Annotated in this window: 20 protein-coding genes, 1 tRNA gene and 1 pseudogene; 11 read left to right on the top strand and 11 right to left on the bottom strand. The window is 34.6% G+C overall.

Annotated elements, in window-relative coordinates; all coding sequences use genetic code 11:
• Window positions 1–329 precede the first annotated feature (329 nt).
• The 4 genes from QUS22_RS05080 to QUS22_RS05065 form a co-directional block, all read right to left on the bottom strand.
• A complete protein-coding gene (locus QUS22_RS05080; protein ID WP_289513903.1) occupies window positions 330–1,088 on the bottom strand; it encodes a cell division protein FtsQ/DivIB in 759 nt (252 codons plus the stop codon).
• Between the two features lie 4 nt (window positions 1,089–1,092).
• Complete coding sequence (locus QUS22_RS05075; RefSeq protein WP_289513911.1) at window positions 1,093–2,064, bottom strand: D-alanine--D-alanine ligase; 972 nt, start codon at window positions 2,062–2,064, stop codon at window positions 1,093–1,095.
• Window positions 2,065–2,264: 200 nt separating this feature from the next.
• Window positions 2,265–2,777, bottom strand: a complete 513-nt coding sequence (locus QUS22_RS05070; RefSeq protein ID WP_289513902.1) for an RDD family protein — start codon at window positions 2,775–2,777, stop codon at window positions 2,265–2,267.
• A gap of 572 nt (window positions 2,778–3,349) precedes the next feature.
• Window positions 3,350–3,724, bottom strand: coding sequence for a ferredoxin family protein (locus QUS22_RS05065; protein WP_289513901.1), 375 nt, complete (start codon window positions 3,722–3,724; stop codon window positions 3,350–3,352).
• A 144-nt stretch (window positions 3,725–3,868) separates the two neighbouring features.
• Here QUS22_RS05065 and QUS22_RS05685 point away from each other — a divergent pair, with 144 nt between their 5' ends.
• The 3 genes and pseudogenes from QUS22_RS05685 (at window position 3,869) to QUS22_RS05675 (ending at window position 4,958) form a co-directional block, all read left to right on the top strand.
• Window positions 3,869–4,222: a hypothetical protein gene (locus QUS22_RS05685; RefSeq protein ID WP_289513900.1), complete on the top strand. Its 354-nt coding sequence runs from the start codon at window positions 3,869–3,871 to the stop codon at window positions 4,220–4,222.
• 103 nt (window positions 4,223–4,325) lie between these two features.
• Window positions 4,326–4,730, top strand: a pseudogene (locus QUS22_RS05680) (DNA-processing protein DprA).
• A gap of 6 nt (window positions 4,731–4,736) precedes the next feature.
• Window positions 4,737–4,958, top strand: coding sequence for a DprA-like winged helix domain-containing protein (locus QUS22_RS05675; protein WP_458783160.1), 222 nt, complete (start codon window positions 4,737–4,739; stop codon window positions 4,956–4,958).
• A gap of 10 nt (window positions 4,959–4,968) precedes the next feature.
• Here QUS22_RS05675 and QUS22_RS05045 read toward each other — a convergent pair whose 3' ends face one another.
• Complete coding sequence (locus QUS22_RS05045; protein WP_289513899.1) at window positions 4,969–6,180, bottom strand: iron-containing alcohol dehydrogenase; 1,212 nt, start codon at window positions 6,178–6,180, stop codon at window positions 4,969–4,971.
• A gap of 42 nt (window positions 6,181–6,222) precedes the next feature.
• Between QUS22_RS05045 and dapE the strand changes: the two genes are divergently transcribed.
• The 4 genes from dapE to QUS22_RS05025 all read left to right on the top strand — a co-directional run bounded on the left by dapE (window position 6,223) and on the right by QUS22_RS05025 (window position 10,694).
• Window positions 6,223–7,428 (top strand): succinyl-diaminopimelate desuccinylase, encoded by a 1,206-nt coding sequence (gene dapE, locus QUS22_RS05040; protein ID WP_289513898.1) that lies wholly within the window; start codon window positions 6,223–6,225, stop codon window positions 7,426–7,428.
• Between the two features lie 118 nt (window positions 7,429–7,546).
• Window positions 7,547–8,146 carry a peroxiredoxin gene (locus QUS22_RS05035; RefSeq protein WP_289513897.1) on the top strand — a complete coding sequence of 200 codons (600 nt, stop codon included), beginning with the start codon at window positions 7,547–7,549 and terminating at the stop codon, window positions 8,144–8,146.
• Complete coding sequence (gene trxB, locus QUS22_RS05030) at window positions 8,147–9,085, top strand: thioredoxin-disulfide reductase (RefSeq protein ID WP_289513896.1); 939 nt, start codon at window positions 8,147–8,149, stop codon at window positions 9,083–9,085.
• 121 nt (window positions 9,086–9,206) lie between these two features.
• A complete protein-coding gene (locus QUS22_RS05025; RefSeq protein ID WP_289513895.1) occupies window positions 9,207–10,694 on the top strand; it encodes an ankyrin repeat domain-containing protein in 1,488 nt (495 codons plus the stop codon).
• Here QUS22_RS05025 and QUS22_RS05020 read toward each other — a convergent pair.
• Genes QUS22_RS05020 through QUS22_RS05010 form a run of 3 tightly spaced genes read right to left on the bottom strand, consistent with a single transcriptional unit; the run spans window position 10,639 to window position 14,064 of the window.
• Window positions 10,639–11,571, bottom strand: a complete 933-nt coding sequence (locus tag QUS22_RS05020; protein WP_289513894.1) for a tyrosine-type recombinase/integrase — start codon at window positions 11,569–11,571, stop codon at window positions 10,639–10,641. The two genes, QUS22_RS05025 and QUS22_RS05020, sit on opposite strands and share 56 nt — an antisense overlap.
• Before the next feature lie 2 nt (window positions 11,572–11,573).
• Entirely contained in the window at window positions 11,574–12,962 is a 1,389-nt protein-coding gene (gene lpdA / locus QUS22_RS05015) for a dihydrolipoyl dehydrogenase (protein WP_289513893.1), read from the bottom strand.
• The gene (locus QUS22_RS05010; protein ID WP_289513892.1) at window positions 12,955–14,064 is read right to left on the bottom strand and encodes an outer membrane protein assembly factor BamB family protein; all 1,110 of its coding nucleotides are present in this window, start codon (window positions 14,062–14,064) and stop codon (window positions 12,955–12,957) included. The genes lpdA (QUS22_RS05015) and QUS22_RS05010 overlap by 8 nt, the downstream gene beginning before the upstream one ends.
• A 708-nt stretch (window positions 14,065–14,772) precedes the next feature.
• Between QUS22_RS05010 and lpdA (QUS22_RS05005) the strand changes: the two genes are divergently transcribed.
• Complete coding sequence (lpdA, locus tag QUS22_RS05005; RefSeq protein ID WP_289513891.1) at window positions 14,773–16,167, top strand: dihydrolipoyl dehydrogenase; 1,395 nt, start codon at window positions 14,773–14,775, stop codon at window positions 16,165–16,167.
• 1 nt (window position 16,168) lies between these two features.
• On the opposite strand, the gene QUS22_RS05000 is transcribed toward lpdA (QUS22_RS05005), so the two are convergent.
• Window positions 16,169–16,537 (bottom strand): hypothetical protein, encoded by a 369-nt coding sequence (locus QUS22_RS05000; protein WP_289513890.1) that lies wholly within the window; start codon window positions 16,535–16,537, stop codon window positions 16,169–16,171.
• Between the two features lie 89 nt (window positions 16,538–16,626).
• Between QUS22_RS05000 and murG the strand changes: the two genes are divergently transcribed.
• Window positions 16,627–17,661, top strand: a complete 1,035-nt coding sequence (gene murG / locus QUS22_RS04995; RefSeq protein ID WP_289513889.1) for an undecaprenyldiphospho-muramoylpentapeptide beta-N-acetylglucosaminyltransferase — start codon at window positions 16,627–16,629, stop codon at window positions 17,659–17,661.
• On the opposite strand, the gene gshB is transcribed toward murG, so the two are convergent.
• Window positions 17,646–18,653: a glutathione synthase gene (gshB, locus tag QUS22_RS04990; protein WP_289513909.1), complete on the bottom strand. Its 1,008-nt coding sequence runs from the start codon at window positions 18,651–18,653 to the stop codon at window positions 17,646–17,648. The genes murG and gshB overlap by 16 nt on opposite strands.
• A gap of 49 nt (window positions 18,654–18,702) precedes the next feature.
• Window positions 18,703–19,293 (bottom strand): BON domain-containing protein, encoded by a 591-nt coding sequence (locus QUS22_RS04985; RefSeq protein ID WP_289513888.1) that lies wholly within the window; start codon window positions 19,291–19,293, stop codon window positions 18,703–18,705.
• A gap of 139 nt (window positions 19,294–19,432) precedes the next feature.
• Here QUS22_RS04985 and QUS22_RS04980 point away from each other — a divergent pair.
• Window positions 19,433–19,514 (top strand) — tRNA-Leu (locus tag QUS22_RS04980).
• Between the two features lie 156 nt (window positions 19,515–19,670).
• Entirely contained in the window at window positions 19,671–21,014 is a 1,344-nt protein-coding gene (gene tig, locus QUS22_RS04975; protein ID WP_289513887.1) for a trigger factor, read from the top strand.
• Window positions 21,015–21,023: the final 9 nt, after the last annotated feature.

The raw sequence follows: 21,023 nt of genomic DNA, 5'->3' as shown, positions 1-21,023 counted from the left end.
CGCTTATAAAGCGTTCAAGACATCACCCAACGTCAAATTTTGAAATAAAGAGTAGAATAACTAGCTACAACGGTTTTTTTTGTCTTTTTTTCTGCTTGGTAAGCTTCTTAAGCATTAAAGCTAAGGTTAGTTGCAGTTTAAGAGCAGCTAGATCGCAATGTTTAGGACTTGAAAAACGCCGGTACTGAAAATAGACAATGACTGGGATCTTTTTTGCCTTTTTTCTGTCTGACAAACTTCTTAAATATTTTCTCAAATTTTATAATCAACCAGTGCCGCGCTGCTTGGATGATATCATAGAGGCTACTTGGATAGCAGCATGAAGTCTATCACCTCTTCACGAAGATTTTATCAGTAATACGTATATCAATTATACTCCAATCGCTAAAAGTGAAATCGGTTGTGTTTTGTAAGTGATTTAAATAATCCCATGCGCTATAAGGATTATCTTCGGGCAGTTTTACTGTTGAACCGTTATCAAGTATGATGTTCCATCTTCTTTTACCTACATAAATACAAGAAGAAATATGGTCACTTAATTGAGTTTTGCTCTCTAATATATCTTTAATAAATTTTAGATTTGATAACGAATTTTGTCCTGTGATTACAGCGAGATTATCTATCAGGTAGTCATTTACGATCACTTTACCTTCAGAATCAATTACTGAAGTTTTGTTATCATTTTTCCAGAGAGCAAATGGTTTATGTTCATCTATGTTAATATATAGGGTATTGGGCAACATTCTATGAATTCTTACATGTTTTACCCATCCGCTTGCGGATTGTATGCTATCAGCAAGCTTTGAAAGTGATATATACATAATTGGTTGCGTTTTATTTACCAAATTTAAAATGTCCTTCTCATTTGTAAATTTGTTGCCAGTAACAACCACTTTATCAATTGAAAACCCGTTACTGAGCAATAAGCTGGATAAGCGATCATTGCACAAAGTGAGGAAATAATTAAATCGACTTATAATTTTATCGAGTGAGCTATAGAGTACTAACGTAAGAAAGAGTGCTATTATAATAAACAAAGCACACTTACGCAAAAAACTCCTTTGGCTTCTGGTAACGTTGCTCAACATTTACTTAATCTTTGATATTTTTATGCTGCAAACTATCTTCAACGATAATTTTAACTAATTCATTAAAATCGATTCCTTTTGTCGATTTTGCAATTTTTGGCACTAACGATAACTCAGTAAAGCCAGGGTGTGTGTTGATTTCAAGCATTTTTAAGGTATTTTTCTTAGGATTATAACGAAAATCTGAGCGAGAAATAGTTTTGCATCCTAGAAATTGATGAACTTTCAACGCATGTTCTAAGGTCATTTTGTATATATTGTCAGGAATTTCTGCAGGAAATATGTATTCTGCAAACCCATCTGTATATTTTGCTTCATAATTATAGAATTTATTTTTTGGTCGTATTTCCATAGTACCGATTGCTTCGTCTAGCAACACAGCAGTTTGTAACTCTACACCAGATATATACTCTTCTATGATCATCAAATCTCTTGTCATCGGGGTAGCTGACACTAGTTCTTTTTCCTGGATTTCAGTGTTACGCGCTGCAAACATGTTTTTTAATTTTAAATAATCCTCGTGCGAGAAAATTATGTGCACTCCGATGCTTGAGCCTTCGTTAATTGGTTTTAAGACATATGGGTAGCTAATTTTAATATTATTTTTTAGTACATCTTCTCGATTAACTACGTATCCTTTTGGAGTGTTGATACCGATAGACCAAAATATGTGTTTTGACATTGCTTTATTCATAGCAACAGCCGAAGCCATGACTCTAGAGTGTGTATATTTTATACCTAAAATTTCCAATAAACCTTGAATGCAGCCATCTTCGCCATAAGCTCCATGCAGAGCAATAAAAGCAAGATCAGGGTTAATTTTTTTAAGCTTTTCAGCAATTTTGCTATCAACATCTATTTCTACTGCCTTATATGAAAGGCTATCAAGCGCCTTTTTTACTGCTTTTCCGCTCATAAGTGATATTTCTCTTTCACGAGAGAATCCACCACTTAAAATTACTATAGTTGGAGTCATGAGTGCTTTTAGAAGAATTGTATTAATTATAACTATATATTTGAGCATCGTAAACAGAAGTGAAAGTTAGTTTGAAGATTTATGGTTTATTGCTACTGCCTTTGCAATTTTATCATGAAGAAACTACTTGCGCTGTCAAATATTGCACATACAAAAATTAGTATTATGGCCATAAGGATTAAGCCTGATGAATGGTCAATCTACCACTCAGAAGTATACTTATTAAAAAATTCCCTTCTCTTAATAAGAGTAGGGAAGTGAATAACTTCAATCAAAATATACCTAATTATTGCTTGCACTAGGATAACATTTTCAAGTGTATTTGCATCTTTTATATGAATACCACACAATAATTGTTCTGGAGCACCACCAGATTTTTTATCATGAATACTCCAAATATCACTGATAGCAAAAAAGATGAGCAAGTATATATAATTTAATAATAAAGGTGTAGTAGTGCGCAAAATTACCCATACAAAAATCACATAGACTAAGGAAATTACCTTAAAAATAAAATAGTCAATAATGTCCGCTATAATGCGCCTAGTTATTCCCACATAGTTTAAATTTGAATGACATTCTTCAGGTTTATAGTCTATCACTACCATGTTTGCAATTTTATCGTGAAAGAACTGCTTACGTTTATCAAATGCTGCAAATATTAAAACTAAGATTGGTAAAATTAAAAACCACTCAGAAATAGAGAGATACAAATAAAAATGTCTTGAGAGTGCTTCTCAATGCTACTTGCATTAAAGCAGCATTTTTAAGAGTGTTTGAATCTTTTATGCATATACCAAGTAGTAATTCCTGGAGTTCAACCAAGTCTTGTTATCATTGATGCTTCTAATTCTATATATACTAAACTTCTTAGTAATGTACCTAAGTCTTCTAATATTTCATATAGTATTGACATAAGTTCTGTATCAATGTCAGTATTAGGAAAGATATGATTAAAAAAGCTAGCAAGGGATTCTTCTGGTAATATAAATGATATTAATAAAAAAAATGATGAACAGCAGGCTAGGAATATCGTTTGGTCAGCTATATACGCTGCAACACGTTTAGTAATTTCTGCATAGCTTACTTTAACACTTTATCCCTACATGATTGCCTAATGTACCTATTAACAGTTAAATAGTAGTAAAATTGCTGTATTACTGTTTGTGTTCTCAGGTAAGCTAGTTAGCATTGAATGCTGTTAAAGGCATAAACAATACAGCTATTTTAAGAAATGCAAAACAACAACCGTGAGATGCAAGAGGTTTCTTTTTCTTCAGTAGCATTATTCTAGATTTTCAAAAAAATATGCTGCTTTGTCTTTTTTTTCTTTATACTCTTCAGCAGTACCCAAAGGTTGCTTTTTAGCTGTAATATTTGGCCACTTTTGCGAGTATTTTACATTTATGTTGTAAAATGACTTGAAGGTTTTTTGTTCACTGCTCAATAAATCTTCATCTAGTTCTGAAATGTCCTTTATAGAATCATCAGTGACAATTGCGTCTACTGGACACTCGGATATACACACCCCGCAATCAATGCATTCATCTGGATTAATCACGAGCATATTTTTGCCTTCATAGAAGCAGTCAACAGGACACACTTCTACACAATCTGTATATTTACATTTTATGCATTTATCTGTAACAAAATGCGTCATAAATCACTGTGTACTTATATAATCTTAGGTACACTAAACTAATAAGAAATTCAAGTCTTTTGGTGAAATATTTATCTATATATATTATAGTTTAAATATTAGTAAATATTGAGTGTTTTTAGGCAGTTGGAAGAAAATTCCTTTATGAAGATAAATAAGTTGAATAATGAAGAGTTAGAGATATGGTTGAGCCTAGCTAGAGCTTTAGGACCAACGAAGTTTTCTAGTGTGCTAAGGGTGTATGGATCGTTGGATAAAGCATTAAAATATCTAGGTGGGCTTACTAACAATAAAAGGGTATATAGCGTTCAAGATGCACGAAAAGAAATCGATAGTGCAGAGAAAATTGGAGCTAAAATTATACCTGCATGTGATTCAGATTACCCTGACATTTTAAGAAATATACCGGGTTGTCCTTCTGTAATAACTGCACTTGGTGATGTATCGTTATTAAGTCGTGAGATAATTGCAATAATTGGTGGCGTAACTCTTCAATAAATAGGAGAAATTTTGCCAGTAAGCTGGCGCTCGACTTAAGCAAGGCTAGTTTCATTATCGTTTCTGGGCTCGCAAGAAGCATTGACACTGCAGCAAACAGTGTATATATAAAAATTATCCAATTATTGCAGTTACAGCGAGTGGAATTGATATAGTGTACCCAAGGGAAAATATTGATCTGTACAAGAAAATCACTGAAAATGGCGGGTTAATAATTACCTGAGCTTCCATTGCTACTAAACCAAAGCATCAGTATTTTCCTCAAATAAATTGAATTATGTCTGGTCTATTCCTGGGATTAACAGTGATCGAAGCATCGAAGAGTTCTGGTTCTTTAATAGCAGAGAATTTTGCTTTGGAACAGGGAAGAAAGGTGTTTGCGGTTTCTGATTTCCCTTTGGATTTGTGCTGTAGTGGTAGCAATTATTTAATTAAGAACGGTGCTAAGTTTATTGAATCCGCTGATGATGTAATAGAGAGTGTGAGGTTTAGTTTACCTCCTCGGTAAAAGAGTCTGTTTGATATTGAGTTCTGTTCTGTTAACCAAAAACAGGAAAAATTACAACAAGCAAGATCTGTTATAGTTAATAATGTCAACTCTTTACCCATTGGTATATATGAGCTCATCTTAACAAGTGGATTGTCCACAAACCTCTCTTTAATGGCTCTTTTGGAACTTGAGTTGGAAAGCAAAATAGAGCGCTCACCAGGAAATAAAGTGTTAATAATTTTCTAAATTGCTCTAGCTACAACACTTCACTTTCTTTTATGCAATTAGCTAAGTCAAGAAAAGTGAATCTATCTCTTGTTGCAAATGCAAGATTGACCACTTTGCAGTATTGCTCTTTGCTCCAACCTAGGTGCTCTGGTAAGTGTGGAATTGACAAATCTTCAAACATTTTTTGTAGACGTCTTGCAGGTAGTAAGTTTTGCTTAATTAGACCGGAAATGTTATTCCATTCTTTATGAGAGATCTCTTTAATTTTTTGTTGCAGAATTTGCTTCTGCTTGAGAATTTTTGTAAATTCGGTATTGCCAAAACACTCAATCACATGTTTTACATTCAAGGTAGTTGGTTTAATGATAGGGTTTTGTATTGATAATATTTTTTCCTGCAAATTAGCCATAGTGATCGCTGTAACAGCAATTTTTTCGCCATGTAATGAGGAGGAATAATCTTTTGTTACCATCTCCATTGCGTGAGCTATCATATGCTCTCCTTGGCTTGCAGAATAGCTACCTTTTGATATTACCATTCCAAGTCCTGAAATCAGTAAGGCTTCCATAAGTAGTAAGACCACTTTTTTGCTTCTTTTTGCAAGCGCTAGATACTCTCTTAGCAAGGTTTGCTCCAGGTCATGAACAAATGTAAAGGGTAGTTCGTTGTATTCTATGCCGAATAATAAGTGAGATAACAACCAATCGGCTTGCACTGTTGACCGACACATGAAATCTGCAAATCCGCTTAATGTGAGACGTAGTGGTGCGTTGGCAATTATATTGGTATCAATGTATATTGCCTTGGGGAGATGTGCTGCAAACGATTTTTTATATCCATCTACTAATACTGAAGCATTTGCAGAGCTATATCCATTCATAGAAGCAGCTGTTGGAAAGGATATGTAGTCTTTGCCTTCTAGGTAGCTTGCGTACTTGCAGATATCGTTAACAGTGCCGCTGCCGAATGCAACTATTGAGTCACTACTTTTTATTTTGCTTCTGACTAAATTTACAGTTTCAAGAGAGGCAGTGGAATTGCTGGGGATAATTAAATTGATGATTTTATTAAATACGTTTTTATTTAAAAGCTTTGCTATATTTTCATCTGCAACCAGAAAAATGTCATTTCCGTATTGCGTGCATATTTCACAGATACTGTCAGCAAGGTGATGATCTACTGTTACTTCTCTTATAAAAATTTGTTCTGCTTGGCGTAATATTTGTTTTAAATAATGCATAGAATGTTTACAATATAGTAATATCGGTACTACAAGGTTGGTATGAAGATTGACCCTGTAAAACTAACTAAGAAATTAGTTTCTTTTAAGAGTATAACGCCAAGGGACGGTGGAGCAATAGAGTATATAGCAACAATCCTTAAGAAAAGTGGTTTTGACTGTGAGATTTTAGAGTTTGGTGATGGTGGAACTAAAATTAAAAATCTTTATGCGAAATATATAAATGGAGTACCAAACTTATGTTTTGCTGGCCATGTTGATGTTGTGCACCCGGGTCAGTTAAAAGGTTGGACACTCGATCCATTTAGTCCAGAGGTTAGAGATGGAATGTTGTATGGAAGAGGAGCAGCTGATATGAAAAGCGGAATAGCTGCATTTATTGCTGCTATGGTAAATTTAGTCGCAGAAAAGTTTCAATTTAGTGGTTCGATAAGTGCGTTGATTACCAGTGCTGAAGAAAGCATGGAAGAATATGGAACAAAGGCAGTTTTGAAATGGATGGAAAGCAAGCACAAGAAGATAGATTATTGTGTGGTTGCTGAGCCAACCAGTAGTGAAAAATTGGGTGATACTATAAAAATAGGCAGAAGAGGATCTGCAACGTTCAAATTAATTTGCCATGGGAAACAAGGGCACGTTGCTTACCCGGACTTAGCGGATAATCCAATATATAAGATGGTATCGATATTGAGTAAGGTAAAAGATACTACTTTTGATAATGGTAATAAATATTTTCAGCCTTCAAATTGCGAAATTACTACTGTCGATGTTGGAAACGATACTGATAATCTAATACCTGGTTTAATAACTGCAAGTTTCAACATTCGATATAACAATATACAAACGCCGGATAATTTATATAAGTTGATTGATGAAATATGCTCCAGTGTGACTAACGATTATAAACTCTCTATGCACAGCAGCAGGGGTACTTTTCTCTCTACTCCCGATAGGAATATTGATATTATGCTTGATGCGATAAATAAAGTTACCAGTATTGATGCTACTCTGAGCACGAGTGGTGGTACATCTGACGCTGCATTTATTAAAGATGTTTGTCTGGTGATTGAATTTGGTATGGTCAACAAAACTGCACATCAGGTAAACGAATGCGTGTTAGTGGATGATGTACACAAATTAACAGCTATATATAAGGAATTTATAAAAAATTATTTTTATCCAAGTAATAAGATATTAAATCAGATTAATGTGGTCGGTAATGCATCTGAAGGCCCATTGTTAGCTTGAGAGTGTTTTTAAGCTAATAGAAACAACTAACTGTAAAAATCCTTAAGGAGAAAGAAAACTTGTATATAAATTTATAAAGGTGTAGAATTACAAATATTTTAGAATGATGAGGTTGGTTATGAATCTTGTAACAAAATTCGCTATCGATTTTACTGCTTCGGCTGTTCTCCCTGATGGAGAAATTGTTGATGATTTCTGTCTAAGCAAACACGTAAAAGATAAGTATGCTATCCTTTTTTTCTATCCACTTGATTTTACCTTTGTCTGTCCAACTGAATTGATATCATTTAGTAATAAAATAGAAGATTTTTCAAAACGTGGTGTTGAAGTTATAGGAATAAGTGTAGATTCAAAGTTCTCACATTATAAATGGCGAGAGACTCCAGTTAATGATGGTGGTATTGGAGAGATTAGCTACACTTTAGTGTCTGATATCAAAAAGTCTATATCAAGAGACTATGGAGTATTGTATGATGACTCGGTTGCGCTAAGAGCAACTTTTATTATTGATGATAAGTTTGTTGTACGTCATCAATCGATAAATGATTTGCCTTTAGGGCGTAATATCTGTGAGTTTATTAGAATTGTCGATGCGATTAAACATAATGAAGAGCATGGTGAAGTATGTCCAGCCGGGTGGAAGAAGGGCAAGCCAGCAATGCAAGCAAGTGATGAAGGAGTAGCTGACTATCTAAACTCATATAGTGAAGAATTATAGATGGGGCTACTTAGTACAAGAGTTCTTATTATTGGATCTGGAGCAGCAGGTTATTCTGCTGCTATATATGTAGCACGTGCAAACTTAGAGCCAATTGTAGTAACGGGAATGCAGCCTGGTGGTCAGCTTATGATTACTAGAGATGTTGAAAATTATCCTGGTTTTGTTTCAATACAAGGTCCAGAGCTCATGGAACAAAAGAGATTGCATGCAGAGAAGGTTGGGACGAGAATAGTGGATGATGAAATAAAGAGCGTTAAACAACTTGAGGATTCTAATGAATATAGATTTAGATCTTTTGGTAATACTAATGACTACTATTCTGATGCAATTATCATTGCATCTGGTGCACAAGCGAAATGGCTTGGTCTGGAGAGTGAAAAGAGATTTCAAGGTTACGGGATTTCAGCATGTGCAACTTGTGATGGTGCATTTTTTAGGAGTAAAGTTGTAGCTGTAATCGGTGGTGGAAACACCGCTGTTGAAGAAGCAATATTTTTAACTCGGTTTGCTAAAGAGGTTATACTAATACACAGGCGTGATAAATTAAGAGCTGAGAAAGTGATGCAAGACAGGCTCTTTAAAAATGATAAGATAAAAGTAATGTGGAATCATACTGTAGAGCAAATTCTTGGAGAAGAAAATCCAAGAAAAGTTACTGGTATTGTAATTAAATCAACGAAAACTCAAGAATTGAATGTAGATGGGGTATTTATTGCAATTGGACATGCACCAAATACGGGTATTTTTAAGGGCTTTGTTGAGATGGATGAACAGGGTTATATAATTACGAAGCCTGGGACAACTTTAACTAGTAGGGCAGGGGTGTTTGCTGCAGGTGATGTTCAAGATAAGGTGTATCGACAAGCAATAGTTGCAGCAGGAACAGGGTGCATGGCTGCACTTGATGCAGAGAAGTTTTTAGAATGTGCAAGTTAGATAAAGAGTTAAAAAGTAGAGAATATGTAAGGTAGTAATACTAGTTTTTTGGCCAGTTCTATTGTTGTTTTCTTTTTTTCTTGTATAGTTTTATATTAGGCAGTTATTAAGTAGGTTTGATATGGGTTATGGAAGGAATAAAGCAAATATTAATAGTTACGGGTATAATCGGAGGGCTCCAGAGCCACTTGATGCGCCAACAAAAAAGCTATTTAAGGCTATTGATGATGAAGACTTGGAAGGTTTTAGGCAAGCTATAGAGGAAGGGGCAGATGTTAATGCTTTTGATAAAGAAGGTATGACGCCTTTAATGTCTATTGCTAATGTCTGTGTTGTCAGCGGTGATGGACAGGCTACTTTGGAGAAAATGTCTAAATTGCTCATGAAAAACAGCAGTGTTGATATTAATATTCAAAGTAAGCAATTTGAGACTGTGACACGATCGAAATATAATTTTATTCTACTAGATGAAGTATCAGAGTTTATAATAACACCTAATAAGCGCAAAGATACGGCTTTACATGTTGCTTGCCAAGTTGGAGCTAAAGATATAGTAAAAATATTGCTCACCCACCCAGGTATAAAAACTGATATTAGAAATTGTGAGTATAAAAAACCTGAGGGTTGTATTGAAAGGGGTTCTAGAAATGTAATAAAATTAGAATTTGAAAAAGCACAAAAAGGAAAACAATTATTAAAAGCTCTTTCTAACAGAAACATTTATCAAGCGAAAGTGCTATTGAATGAACAATTTAATCCTAATTGTTGGAGAAGGAATACAAGAGGTGAAATGCGAACGTTTTTTGACCTCATTACCGAGTCATGTTCAGAAGGAATAACAGAAGATAAAAAAGAAGTATTGATTAAACTTTTAAAACATAAGGATCTAGATTTTAGTCAAATAAAATCAACACCTGCGATAGAGCAGAATATACAATTAAAGCAGATAGTTGAGCAGGCTATTAAAGAACGATTAACTGATGCTATTGATAGAAAAGATTTAGATGATGTGGAAAAATTAGTAGAAGATAATTGCTTCATCAATCGTGGGTTTGTGACTGCTGTGTTGAGGGATGTTAACAATCTGATTGCACCTATCACAAATTATTTAAATGAAAAATTTCCTGCAAGTGCAGCACAACCTTTAGCAAATACACATAATATTACACCAGAGGTAAACGAAGAATTTATTGCTCAAGAATCGCAGCAACTTAAAAGTCCTAATGAGCTCGAGGGGACAAGAACTCAAGTTACAGAGAAAGATGTAAGACATAACTTAGATAAGCGAAGAGAAAGTCGCAGTTGTATAAAGAAGGAAAGTGATGAACCCCAACGAGCAGTTTTTCCTGACAGAAAACAAAGTAACTGTGCTTCTATATTTTTTATATTGTCTGGAGCATTTGCTATTATCGCATGTTTAGCAATAGAAGATTATCCAGCGATCAGTGCTTGTTTTGTTGCAATTGCACTGGTTCTTTTTTTAGTAGGGTATGTCTTATACGATATAAATAAGCAAGACATAGAACTTGGTGGCGCTACCGACAATCCTCAAATTACAAGGGTTTTGATTTCTTCTCCAAATTCTGCTGAAAATTTTTATACATGTTGAAAACATCTTGATAATTTAGGTGAGTGTAAACCTGGGTGGTTTCAAGGCTTGAATGGCCAAGTAGTTGTTGTATAGATCTTATGTCAACATTTTCTTGAAGCAAATGAGTGGCAAAACTGTGACGAAATGCATGTGGAGATAAGATTTCTGGTAAGTTTAAAATTCTTCTTATTTTTTGCAAACGATTAGCGACATAAGTTCTTTTCAATTTTTTTCCTCTCACTCCTATAAAGAGGTATTGTGCTTTATTATTAATGCTCAGGTAAGGACAAGCTTTTACGTATTCTTGTATGCACTTTTTTACTACCGGGAGAATGAATACCTCTCTTTGTTTGTCTCCCTTACCTGTGACTATTAAACTTTCGTTACTGATATCACTGATTTTAAGGTTCAATGCTTCGCTGATTCTTAAGCCTGTGCCATATAGCAGAACAATAATCGCAATTTCTCTTTTTACCACCCAAGGTTCGCCTAAGTCAGGTAATTTTATTTCTTTCACTAAAGTTTTTATATCAGATATTGAAAGTGCTTTAGGCAGAGTTCTTCTCTGAATTGGCCTTGACAAGGAAAATACAGCCTCATTGTTTATTTCGTAGTTATTTTTTATGTACTTGAAGAAACTTCTGATTACTGACAATGCGCGAGTGTTAGATCTTGTATTTACACCTCTTGCGTAACGAAAGGTGAGCCAACTTCTGAGCTCAGGTACGCTCAACTTCTTCAAAGAGCCAACATTTACTTCTTCATCAATATGAGCGCTTAGGAAACTTATAAGATCTTTCAAATCTCTCATGTATGATTCTAAAGTGTTAGGTGAATAAGATCTATTGCACCTCAGCCACTCATACCATTCTTTAATGATTGAATCGAGGTTCACGGTTACTTTTTAAAGAAAGCGTCAATACACGCATCACGGAAGGCTTCGTTTACATCAGGATGAGAGTGACAAATTCTATATATATCCTCTGCTGCTGCACCATATGCCATAGCAACTGCTGCTTCGTTAATTAGCGTATCAGCGTATGCCCCTATGATATGCACGCCTAATATTGTATCTGTTGTGCCGCATGTTATCACCTTCACGAATCCTTCGGTATCATCAGTAATTTTTGCTCTGCCGTTTGCAGCAAATCGACATTTACCAACTTTATACTTTCGACCAGCACTTTTTAATGCCTCTTCGGTTTTCCCTATTGAAGAAACCGCAGGGTGAGTGTAAATTACAGATGGTATGATTTCATAATCAACGTGAGGTGATTGTCCTGCTATTATCTCTGCAGCTGCTATTCCTTCTTCCTCTGCTTTATGAGCAAGCATTGCCCCACCGATTGCGTCACCAATAGCAAATATTCCTTTCACATTGGTTTCATATCTGTTGTTAACTTGAACGAAACCACTATTACTTTTTTTTATCTTGTCATCGATACCAAAACCATCAGTGCATGGTTTGCGGCCCACTGCAATGAGCACCTTATCTGCTTCTATAATGTTTGTTTGGTTATCTTTAGTAGAGCAAACTTTCACGTTTAAAGAATTACTACTTTGTTTTATCTCCTCAATTTTAGTGCTAAGTAAAAATTTTATTCCTTGTTTTTGAAGACTGGAAAGTAGAGACTTGCTTAATTCTCCATCCATTGCTGCAGCGATTCTATCAAGAAACTCTACTACAGTAACTTCAGACCCCAGCCTGCTCCATATAGAAGACATTTCAAGTCCTATTGCTCCAGCTCCAATTAAGACGAGCTTTTTTGGCACTTCAGTTAGGGATAGAGCACCGGTAGATGAAATAATGTTTTTCTCATCGATATTAATTCCTGGTAAAGAACTAACATCAGAGCCGGTTGCAATGACTATATTTTTTGTCTTCAGCGCCTTGCCTTCAACTGAAACTTCAAGGTTGCTTTGATCAAAAGAAGTAATTTTTCCAAGTCCGTTAATTTTAGTAATCTTGTAAAGGTTAAAAAAATACTCTATTCCTTTTCCAAGTTCCTGAACTCTGGCGTCCTTGTATTCTAGCATTTCTTTTAAGTCAAAACTTGCACCCTTGATTTTTATGCCAAGTTTTGACAAGTCGTTTTTTGTGTGAACATACTGATAGGAGGAGTGAAGTAACGCTTTAGAGGGTATACATCCAACTCGCAAGCACGTACCGCCAAGAATGCTGTTTTTGTCTATGCAGGCAACTTTCAGTCCAAGTTTTGCAGAGGCAATAGCACACTTATAGCCTCCTGGGCCACCACCTATAACAATCAGATCATAATCAGTCATAAAAAACTAACCTATTTTCTAAAGAATAAACACCATTTCCCTCGGTTGTTATATATATCTTATCATGAGAAAATACTGGAGTATGGAACACATTACCTGGTATTTTGATTGCCTTTACCGCACTTTCAGACCCAGGAAAAGCAAACATTGAACTTTTGTTGCTTGTTACCCATAACGTATGGGCATACATAATTGGAGCAAACAATTGCGTATTTTCTATTAAATCAGACGTCCAGACTGTCTCTCCGCTTTGTATGTCGATACCGATTATTTTATTGTCTTTAGTTACTATAAAGATTCTACCACCGGCTCTTTGTTCCTTTACAGGAATAAGAGGACTATAATACGATTCAATGTCAGATACACTTTTTACTTGCAGTGGCTTTGACCATAAAATGTTTCCTGATTTCACATCAATACCATAGATATAAGAATTGTTTGTAGCTATTAAAGTATCACCAAGTACTCTTGGTGTAGTGGTTACATCTGTAAGCTGTGTTTCAAAAAGATTTGTAGCCAATTTTTGGCTCCACAATTTTTTACCATCTTCATTAAAAGCTATTAACTCACCATTTGAAAACGGTGCTATTATTTTATTATCAGAAATTGCAGGCGATACGGGATATAAACCTCGAAACTCGTTGATGCCATTTTGATAAGCCCAAATGGAGCTGACGTCTTTTATATCAAACGCGTACAGATAGTTATCAATGGTTAATACTATCAATTTGTTGTTTATTACTACTGCTTTCCCTCTTACTGGAGCTCTCAGTTCTTTTTGCCACCGAATCTCACCAGTTTTTGCATCTATTGTGTGCAGAACGTTATTTACTATCAAAAAAACATTTCCTCCGTGGCTCGATAGGCTCATGTTACCAATTTTTTTTCTGTGTGGAAGGTGCAATTTCCAATTTGTAACCTTCGAGTTATCAACATTAAAGGAATATAAGGTGCCATACTTATCTGCCAGAATGACGCTATTTTCTGTAAGCACTGGAGCTACGTATCCTTGGGATAGGCCTTTATCTACTAGACTTATTTGCTCGCTTGCCATTGTGTAATTGCTACACAATAACATTGTCATAATAATTATTACTCTCATTACTTATTGAAAACAAGACTTATTAATATACATACTAGAAACCTTGATCACAACGAAAATGTTCTTATTGTGCGTTAAAAACATTGATTTATAAGCAAAATATTATATTATTATGTAAAGTTTTTAGAAGTATGTAGCAATACACTAATGCCCAATGCCTATTTTGCGACAAAGCCATACCAGTATCACGCACTGGAATGACAATTATCATAAAGTGGACGGTGTCACGCGTGACACTCTCTTGGGCTCTTAAACTGCAATTAATCTGAATGTTAAGGAATTTACTAAATAAAAAAAGACAAAGAAACCCCGAGTAGCATGTTTTAACCCTCTAATACTTTAAGTTGGCACTGTAATAATGTGCTGACGCTTAATTTAAGTACGACTTGGCTGAATATAGAGAAAGCTTAAAAGACATGCAAGCATAGTAATTTAATGTAACCTGCCAAAAAATACCTTTAGTTTTTACTAAATTTTACCATTGGACCCGCGCGAACCAAAAACAAGTTTTTAACCAGAAATACCTTTAGTGCCATGATAATGAGGCTGATGAAATTTATCAAGTAGTTTTTGCATTCAATTTTTAATTCCGTTTCTATGGCGAAAAAAATCTGAATGCCAGTTACCTACTCACGTGATAGGAGGTAATTTCATTGATTGCACGGGTTCCATCTGTTATATATAGTCTTTTGAATACGAAGAAAACTAATGGATGAATACGATATTACAGTTATAGGCAGCGGTCCTGGTGGTTATATAGCAGCAATTAGAGCAGCGCAGCTTGGGTTTAAGACTGCAATTGTTGAAAAAGAAAAGAATTTAGGCGGTATATGCTTAAATTGGGGATGTATACCAACAAAATCGCTGCTTAGAACATCTGAAGTTTATAGACTGATAAAAAAATCAGAGGAATTTGGTATAAAAGTAAAGGATGCAAGCTTTGATATACGGTCAATAGTAAAGTACTCAAAAAGCGTTGTTGACAAATTATCAAGCGGGGTTGTGTATTTGATGAAAAAAAATAACATCAAAGTCTATCATGGCTTTGGTAAACTTGCGGGTAATCATGCTATAAAAATTTTTGGTGATAAGAGTGACAAGGAAGAACAAGAAATTTCTTCCAGGCATATTATTTTAGCAACAGGTGTTAGAGCGCGAAACCTTCCTGGAATAGAGGCAGATGGAGATTTAACATGGAATGCACAGCATGCTATGACCCCAGATAGATTACTAAAGTCACTGCTGATTATAGGGTCTGGTGCAATTGGAGTAGAATTTGCAAGTTTTTATAGCACTTTGGGAGTTGATGTAACAATTGTAGAGGTAAAAGACACTATTTTACCGTTGGAGGATAGAGACATTTCAAGTTTAGCACAAGAGATATTTACAAAACAGGGAATAAAAATATATACAAATAATAGTGTAAAAACTCTTACTAAGAATAAAGGCTTTATTAAAGTACTACTTAGTAGTGGTGAGAGCAAAGAATTTGATGGAGTAATTGTAGCAGTTGGTGTTCAAGCAAACACTGAAAATATAGGTTTGGAAAATACAAAGATTAAATTAAGCTCTTCTGGTTTTATTGAAACGAATGAATGGTATGAAACTAATGAATCGAATGTGTATGCAATAGGTGATGTAGCTGGTCCGCCGTGTTTAGCACATAAAGCAAGTCATGAAGCTGTGATCTGCGTTGAAAAGATCGCTGGTAATAATACTCATGCATTAAAAAGGGAGTGCATACCGAGTTGCACTTACTCTCATCCGCAAATAGCAAGCGTTGGCCTCACTGAGAAACAGGCAATAGAGAGTGGATATGATATAAAAATAGGAAAATTTCATGCTAATTTTAATGGTAAGTCTATTGCACTCAATGAAACTGAAGGGTTAGTGAAAACAGTGATAGACAAAAAAACAGGTGAACTTCTTGGGGCTCACATGATAGGAGCAGAAATAACAGAGTTAATTAGCAATTTTACTCTTGCAAAGCAACTGGAAGGAACAGATTTTGATATAAAGTCTACAATTTTTCCTCATCCAACCATTTCAGAGATGATACACGAATCAGTTCTTGCTGCAGATGGTAAATCGTTAAATAGTTGAGCTAACGTTCCATTGTTTTGGAACTATCAATATCTTGCACGGAAGTTTGATTGGGTGCTTTAATTTCAACAGATTGATTATCAGCATCAGGTTTTTGCAACCTTTCTTTCAGCCCTTCAGCTGCTTCTTTCACCTTAAGCTTTGCCTTCGGATTAAGCTCTTCTGGACTTTTTCCTTTGTTATCTAAGCCTTGCTGCTGATCAATTTGCATTGTATTAAATTGCTCTTGCTGAGATAGATCAACTCCCGAATTAAAGAGAGCTTTTATTATGTTTTTTAGCAATTCTACAAAACTTCCGCTTCTACCTTCTTCTTGTTCTTGAGGCTTATTTTTTTCATTGAGTTCTTTTTTACTATTATTTTCAGGCATTTTTAACTCCCTACCATAAAGCTTAATAAAATTTTACTTGCAAATTATTAAATAATAGTTAACGTCTAGTATCAATTTCCTATTCACAAATGGATGTTATTTTAGCAACAGGCGGTACAGGCGGACACATTTTTCCAGCTATAACTTTAGCAAAAGCACTAAAGATGCAAGGGTACAATTGTATATTATTTACTGATAAAAAAACAGATAAAAATACTGATGTGGAGGGCAACGCTTTGCCTTTATGTAAACCAAGCAGCAGCAAGCTTAAGTTTTTCCTTTTGTTAACGTATAGCTGTGTATTAGCGCTATATCAAATAAGGAAATTAAAACCGAGGCTAGTCATTGGTTTTGGTGGTTATGCTTCTTTTCCAACTCTTCTTGCAGCAAAGGTTCTCTCTATACCTATAATTTTGCATGAACAAAATACAGTTTTAGGGAGAGTAAATAGATTCTTTTTCAATGATGCGGGATTAATTGCAATTAGCTTTCCAGAGACTAAGTGTGCAAAGAGCAGTAAATGTATTTTTATAGGAAATTTTGTTGAGATAAAAGCACAGAACTATTCTCACACTTATGCTCAAGGAAACCTAAACATATTAATAATAGCAGGTAGTCAAGGTGCAAATTTTTTTGATGATGTAGTAAGTGATGTAATTTGTAGTCTGCCTATTGAAATGAAAGAGAAGATTAGAGTAACACAGCAATGCACGAAGAAAAATATAAGCAAAGTTGAGAACTTATACGAAAGTGAGAAAATCAATTGTGAATTAAGTGAGTTTTTTGATGATATGGAAAATAGGTTGGCGAGTGCTCATTTAGTAATTAGCAGAGCAGGGGCAACTTCAATAGCGGAAATCACTCTTGCTAAGCGCCCTGCTATATATATTCCTTACCCTCACTCAAAAGATAATCATCAATTTTATAATGCAAAGTATATTGAAGATTTGGGAGCAGCTGTAATAGTTGAGCAAAATGGTGAAACAAAAAAAAATCTAAGAGAGTTATTGTTTGATTTATTACAGGATCATCAAAAATTGCGTGGTATGGCCAGTAATACTAAGAAAACAAGGATAAAAAATGGGATTACTGAATTTATTAAGGTAATTCAAAAATTTAGTTGACGGATATGGCTGCTTACTTTTTCTTCAAACACATCCCATAATTTTTTTTCTAGTGATATATTATATAGTTTATTGATGTAAGCTACTCCCGTGGGTGAAGTTGTGTTAATTTCAAGGAGGAAGTCATCTATAATATCGATACCGACAAATGTTAGCCCTCTTTTCTTCAGTTCAGGACCAATTTTATTACATATCTCATTGTCCCTGTCGTTCATTTCAACAGGTTCAAAACTTGCTCCAAGCCGTATATTTGTCCTGATTTCTCCACTAACTCTTGGAACTCGCTTCATTACTCCAATTGGTTGGCCATCCAGTAACAATATTCTTTTATCTTTATCTATATTTTTGCAAAATGCTTGCGCAATTATAGGACATTCATATTTCGCAATCATGAGTTCAGCTACTACTTGAATATTGTTTTCATCTTGTATTCTTATTACATCGTTTCCTCCATAGCTATACAATGGCTTCAGAATAATATCTTGATAGCTATGATAAAAATCTCTGATCATCAATATATTCTCAGTAATCAAAGTTGGCAGAATTAGCTCTGGAAATAATGAAGTGATTAATTTTTCAGGACAATTTCTTATCTCCGTTGGATTGTTAATTACCAATGCGCTAGTTTTTTCTAAAATATAGGTGGCTGTGATATAACGCATATTAAAGGGTGGATCCTGTCTGATAAATATGATATCCATTTCATTCAAATTGATAGCTACATCTTTTTTGGAGATGAAATTAAAATCATCAACACTAACTTTCTGAGCAAGAGCAATTAGACCTTCTGTTGTCCGAGTAGCTGATACTGGGATCCATGTTTCTTTCTCTCTAGATTCTAGCATCGCGCGTTGGAATGATACCGATAAGGATAAATTATTAGGAGTATAGACGAAAACTTCATGCCTCCTTCTTTGTGCCTCTTTTATTAATGCAAATGTAGTATCAGTTTCAAAGTTTATACTTTCATCCATTTGAAAAGTTACTCTCATTTGCATATCACTTTTAACATAAAATTGCCGTTTAGAAACTAAGTTTTCATTAGTGACGTAACTTGCTGTGTCTATATCGTATATAACTTACAACTTGTTTTACTCCCTTTACTTTTCTTGCAATTGCTATTACAGCTTTTAGTTCCGCTTTATTTTGAGCTATACCCATCAAATACACAACTCTATCAACCGTATTGACGCTGTAATTAATTGATTTGATATTTCTTTTTCCCAGAAGTCTTGTTCTTATTTCCCCTGTTATTATACCATCTACAGTGGTGTCGAGCATGGAAGTCATTTGAATTGGTGTTACTCTTATTTCATTGATTACTTCTTTGACTTCTTTTTGTTGCCAAGCTATTTTTTCTGCTGTGAGTTGTTTTTCGGGAGTGTCAACGTTTCCAATGAGTAGTACTCTTCCTTCACTTACTTTAACCTTTATAGACGAAAATAGCCCATGTTTTAAGAGACCCTTATTGATTCTAATTACCATAGTTGTATCGTCAATGATATTTCCTAGGGATTTATCTTGCATTGTTATTGATGTTGCTGTGGCCACTACACTACCTATTATAAGAGGCGTGCAGCTACTCTGTGTGATCAAAAAAATTGTGAGTAAGAAGCTAGTTATTAATCTCATTATTGATTTTCAGGATTTAGTCCCTTCATTAAGAAATGTTAATAAGGTTTCTTGATTGTGTAAATACCATAAATTAAGTAAGACTTTAAACCTTGAATATTTTAGTAAGGTACCTATAATGGAGTATTGAAGATTTCTTGCGGATATGACGGAATTGGTAGACGTGCCAGGTTTAGGTCCTGGTGAGCTTGCTCGTGTGGGTTCAAGTCCCTCTATCCGCACTTGAATTAAGTAACTCAGATTTTAAGAAAAAATTTATAATTACCAAATACACTTTTGTCTGTATGAAAAATCCGTTTTGAGGATTGTGTTTAACTGAAATTCTGGTAAAATGGCTTTATTAAGAAATAAATTAAAATATTTACAAGTGGATTGTAATGTCTAGTAATATACCTCAAAATACAGTCGAAGTAGATACATCAAGTGACGTATATGCCTATAGGGAACTTAGTGTAGATAGACTAAAGCACGAGTATGAAATTACAGTTAGTAGTGATTATATAAAGCAGAAGATAAATTCTAGATTACAAGCAATAGCAAAAAACGCAAAATTGCCTGGATTTAGGTCTGGAAAGATGCCCTATAATCTTGTTGTTAAGAATTATAAAAGTGAAGCGTTGGAATATGTGATAAATAGTGCAATTGACTATTGCTCAAGTGATTTAATGAAAAAAATTGAAGTCAAGTCTCACATTTATACTAAAGTTGATATTGTATCATTACCAGATCTAGACAAAAAGGATGAGAAAGGCAATTTTGTATACAAACTATCTTTTGAATTGATGCCAGAAGTGCCAGTAATAGATCTTGATAAAATAAATTTGAAAAGAGTTGAGGCAAAGATTGAAGAGGGTGACATAAAAGAATTTATTGGTTCTGTGAAAATAGAATTTCCTAATTTTGTCTCTGTTGATGATGCTTCTTATCAAACGAAAAATGGTGATAAACTGATAATTGACTTTGAAGGGCGAATTAGGAACAAGCTTTTTCAAGGTGGAAGTAACAAAAACTTTGAAGTTACTTTAGGGTCTAGCACATTTATTGATGGTTTTGAGGATCAATTAATTGGTATGAAAAAAGGAGAAACGAAAAGCTTTAAGTTGAAGTTTCCTGAAGACTACCAAGCAGTTTCCCTTGCGGGGCAGGAGGCTAATTTTTCTGTTCGAGTTAATGATATTCAGGTTGCCAAAGATTTTGAGAGTGATGATGAAGTAGCTAAAGGGATTGGGTTTGAAGATCATTTGTCGCTAGTAAATCATGCAAAAAAAATGATTGGTGATCAATGTAAAGAAATGGGAGATCTATTGATTAAGAAAGAGCTGTTTGATTGCTTGGATGCTAGTTATAGCTTTGATTTACCTACAGATGTGGTAAAGCAGGAACAACAGAGAGTGGAAAGGGAATTGAACTCTAAAGGTGACTCGTGTAAAGAGGCTGAAAGGCGTGTAAAGCTTGCAATGTTGTTTATGAAGTTTAGTGCAGAACATAGAATATCATTAACTCAAAATGATATTTTGAGTGTTACTATGAATCAGTATGTCGGTAAAAATATGCCATTTGATAGAGTATTAAAACATTTTAGGTCGAACAGACAGTTTCAGGAGTTAGTGAGAGGACATGCTCTTGAGCGTAAAGTTACAGATTATATAATAGAAAAAGTTAATAAAGAAAAACAGGTTATTTCTGTGAAAGAGTTAAAGGAGTTATTTGATAATATTTAGTAGGAAAGA

The organism is Wolbachia pipientis (genome assembly GCF_030373985.1).
Lineage (GTDB): Bacteria > Pseudomonadota > Alphaproteobacteria > Rickettsiales > Anaplasmataceae > Wolbachia > Wolbachia pipientis_D.
The sequence above is the reverse complement of the archived record's forward strand: the minus strand, read 5'-3'. Positions and strand labels throughout refer to the sequence as shown.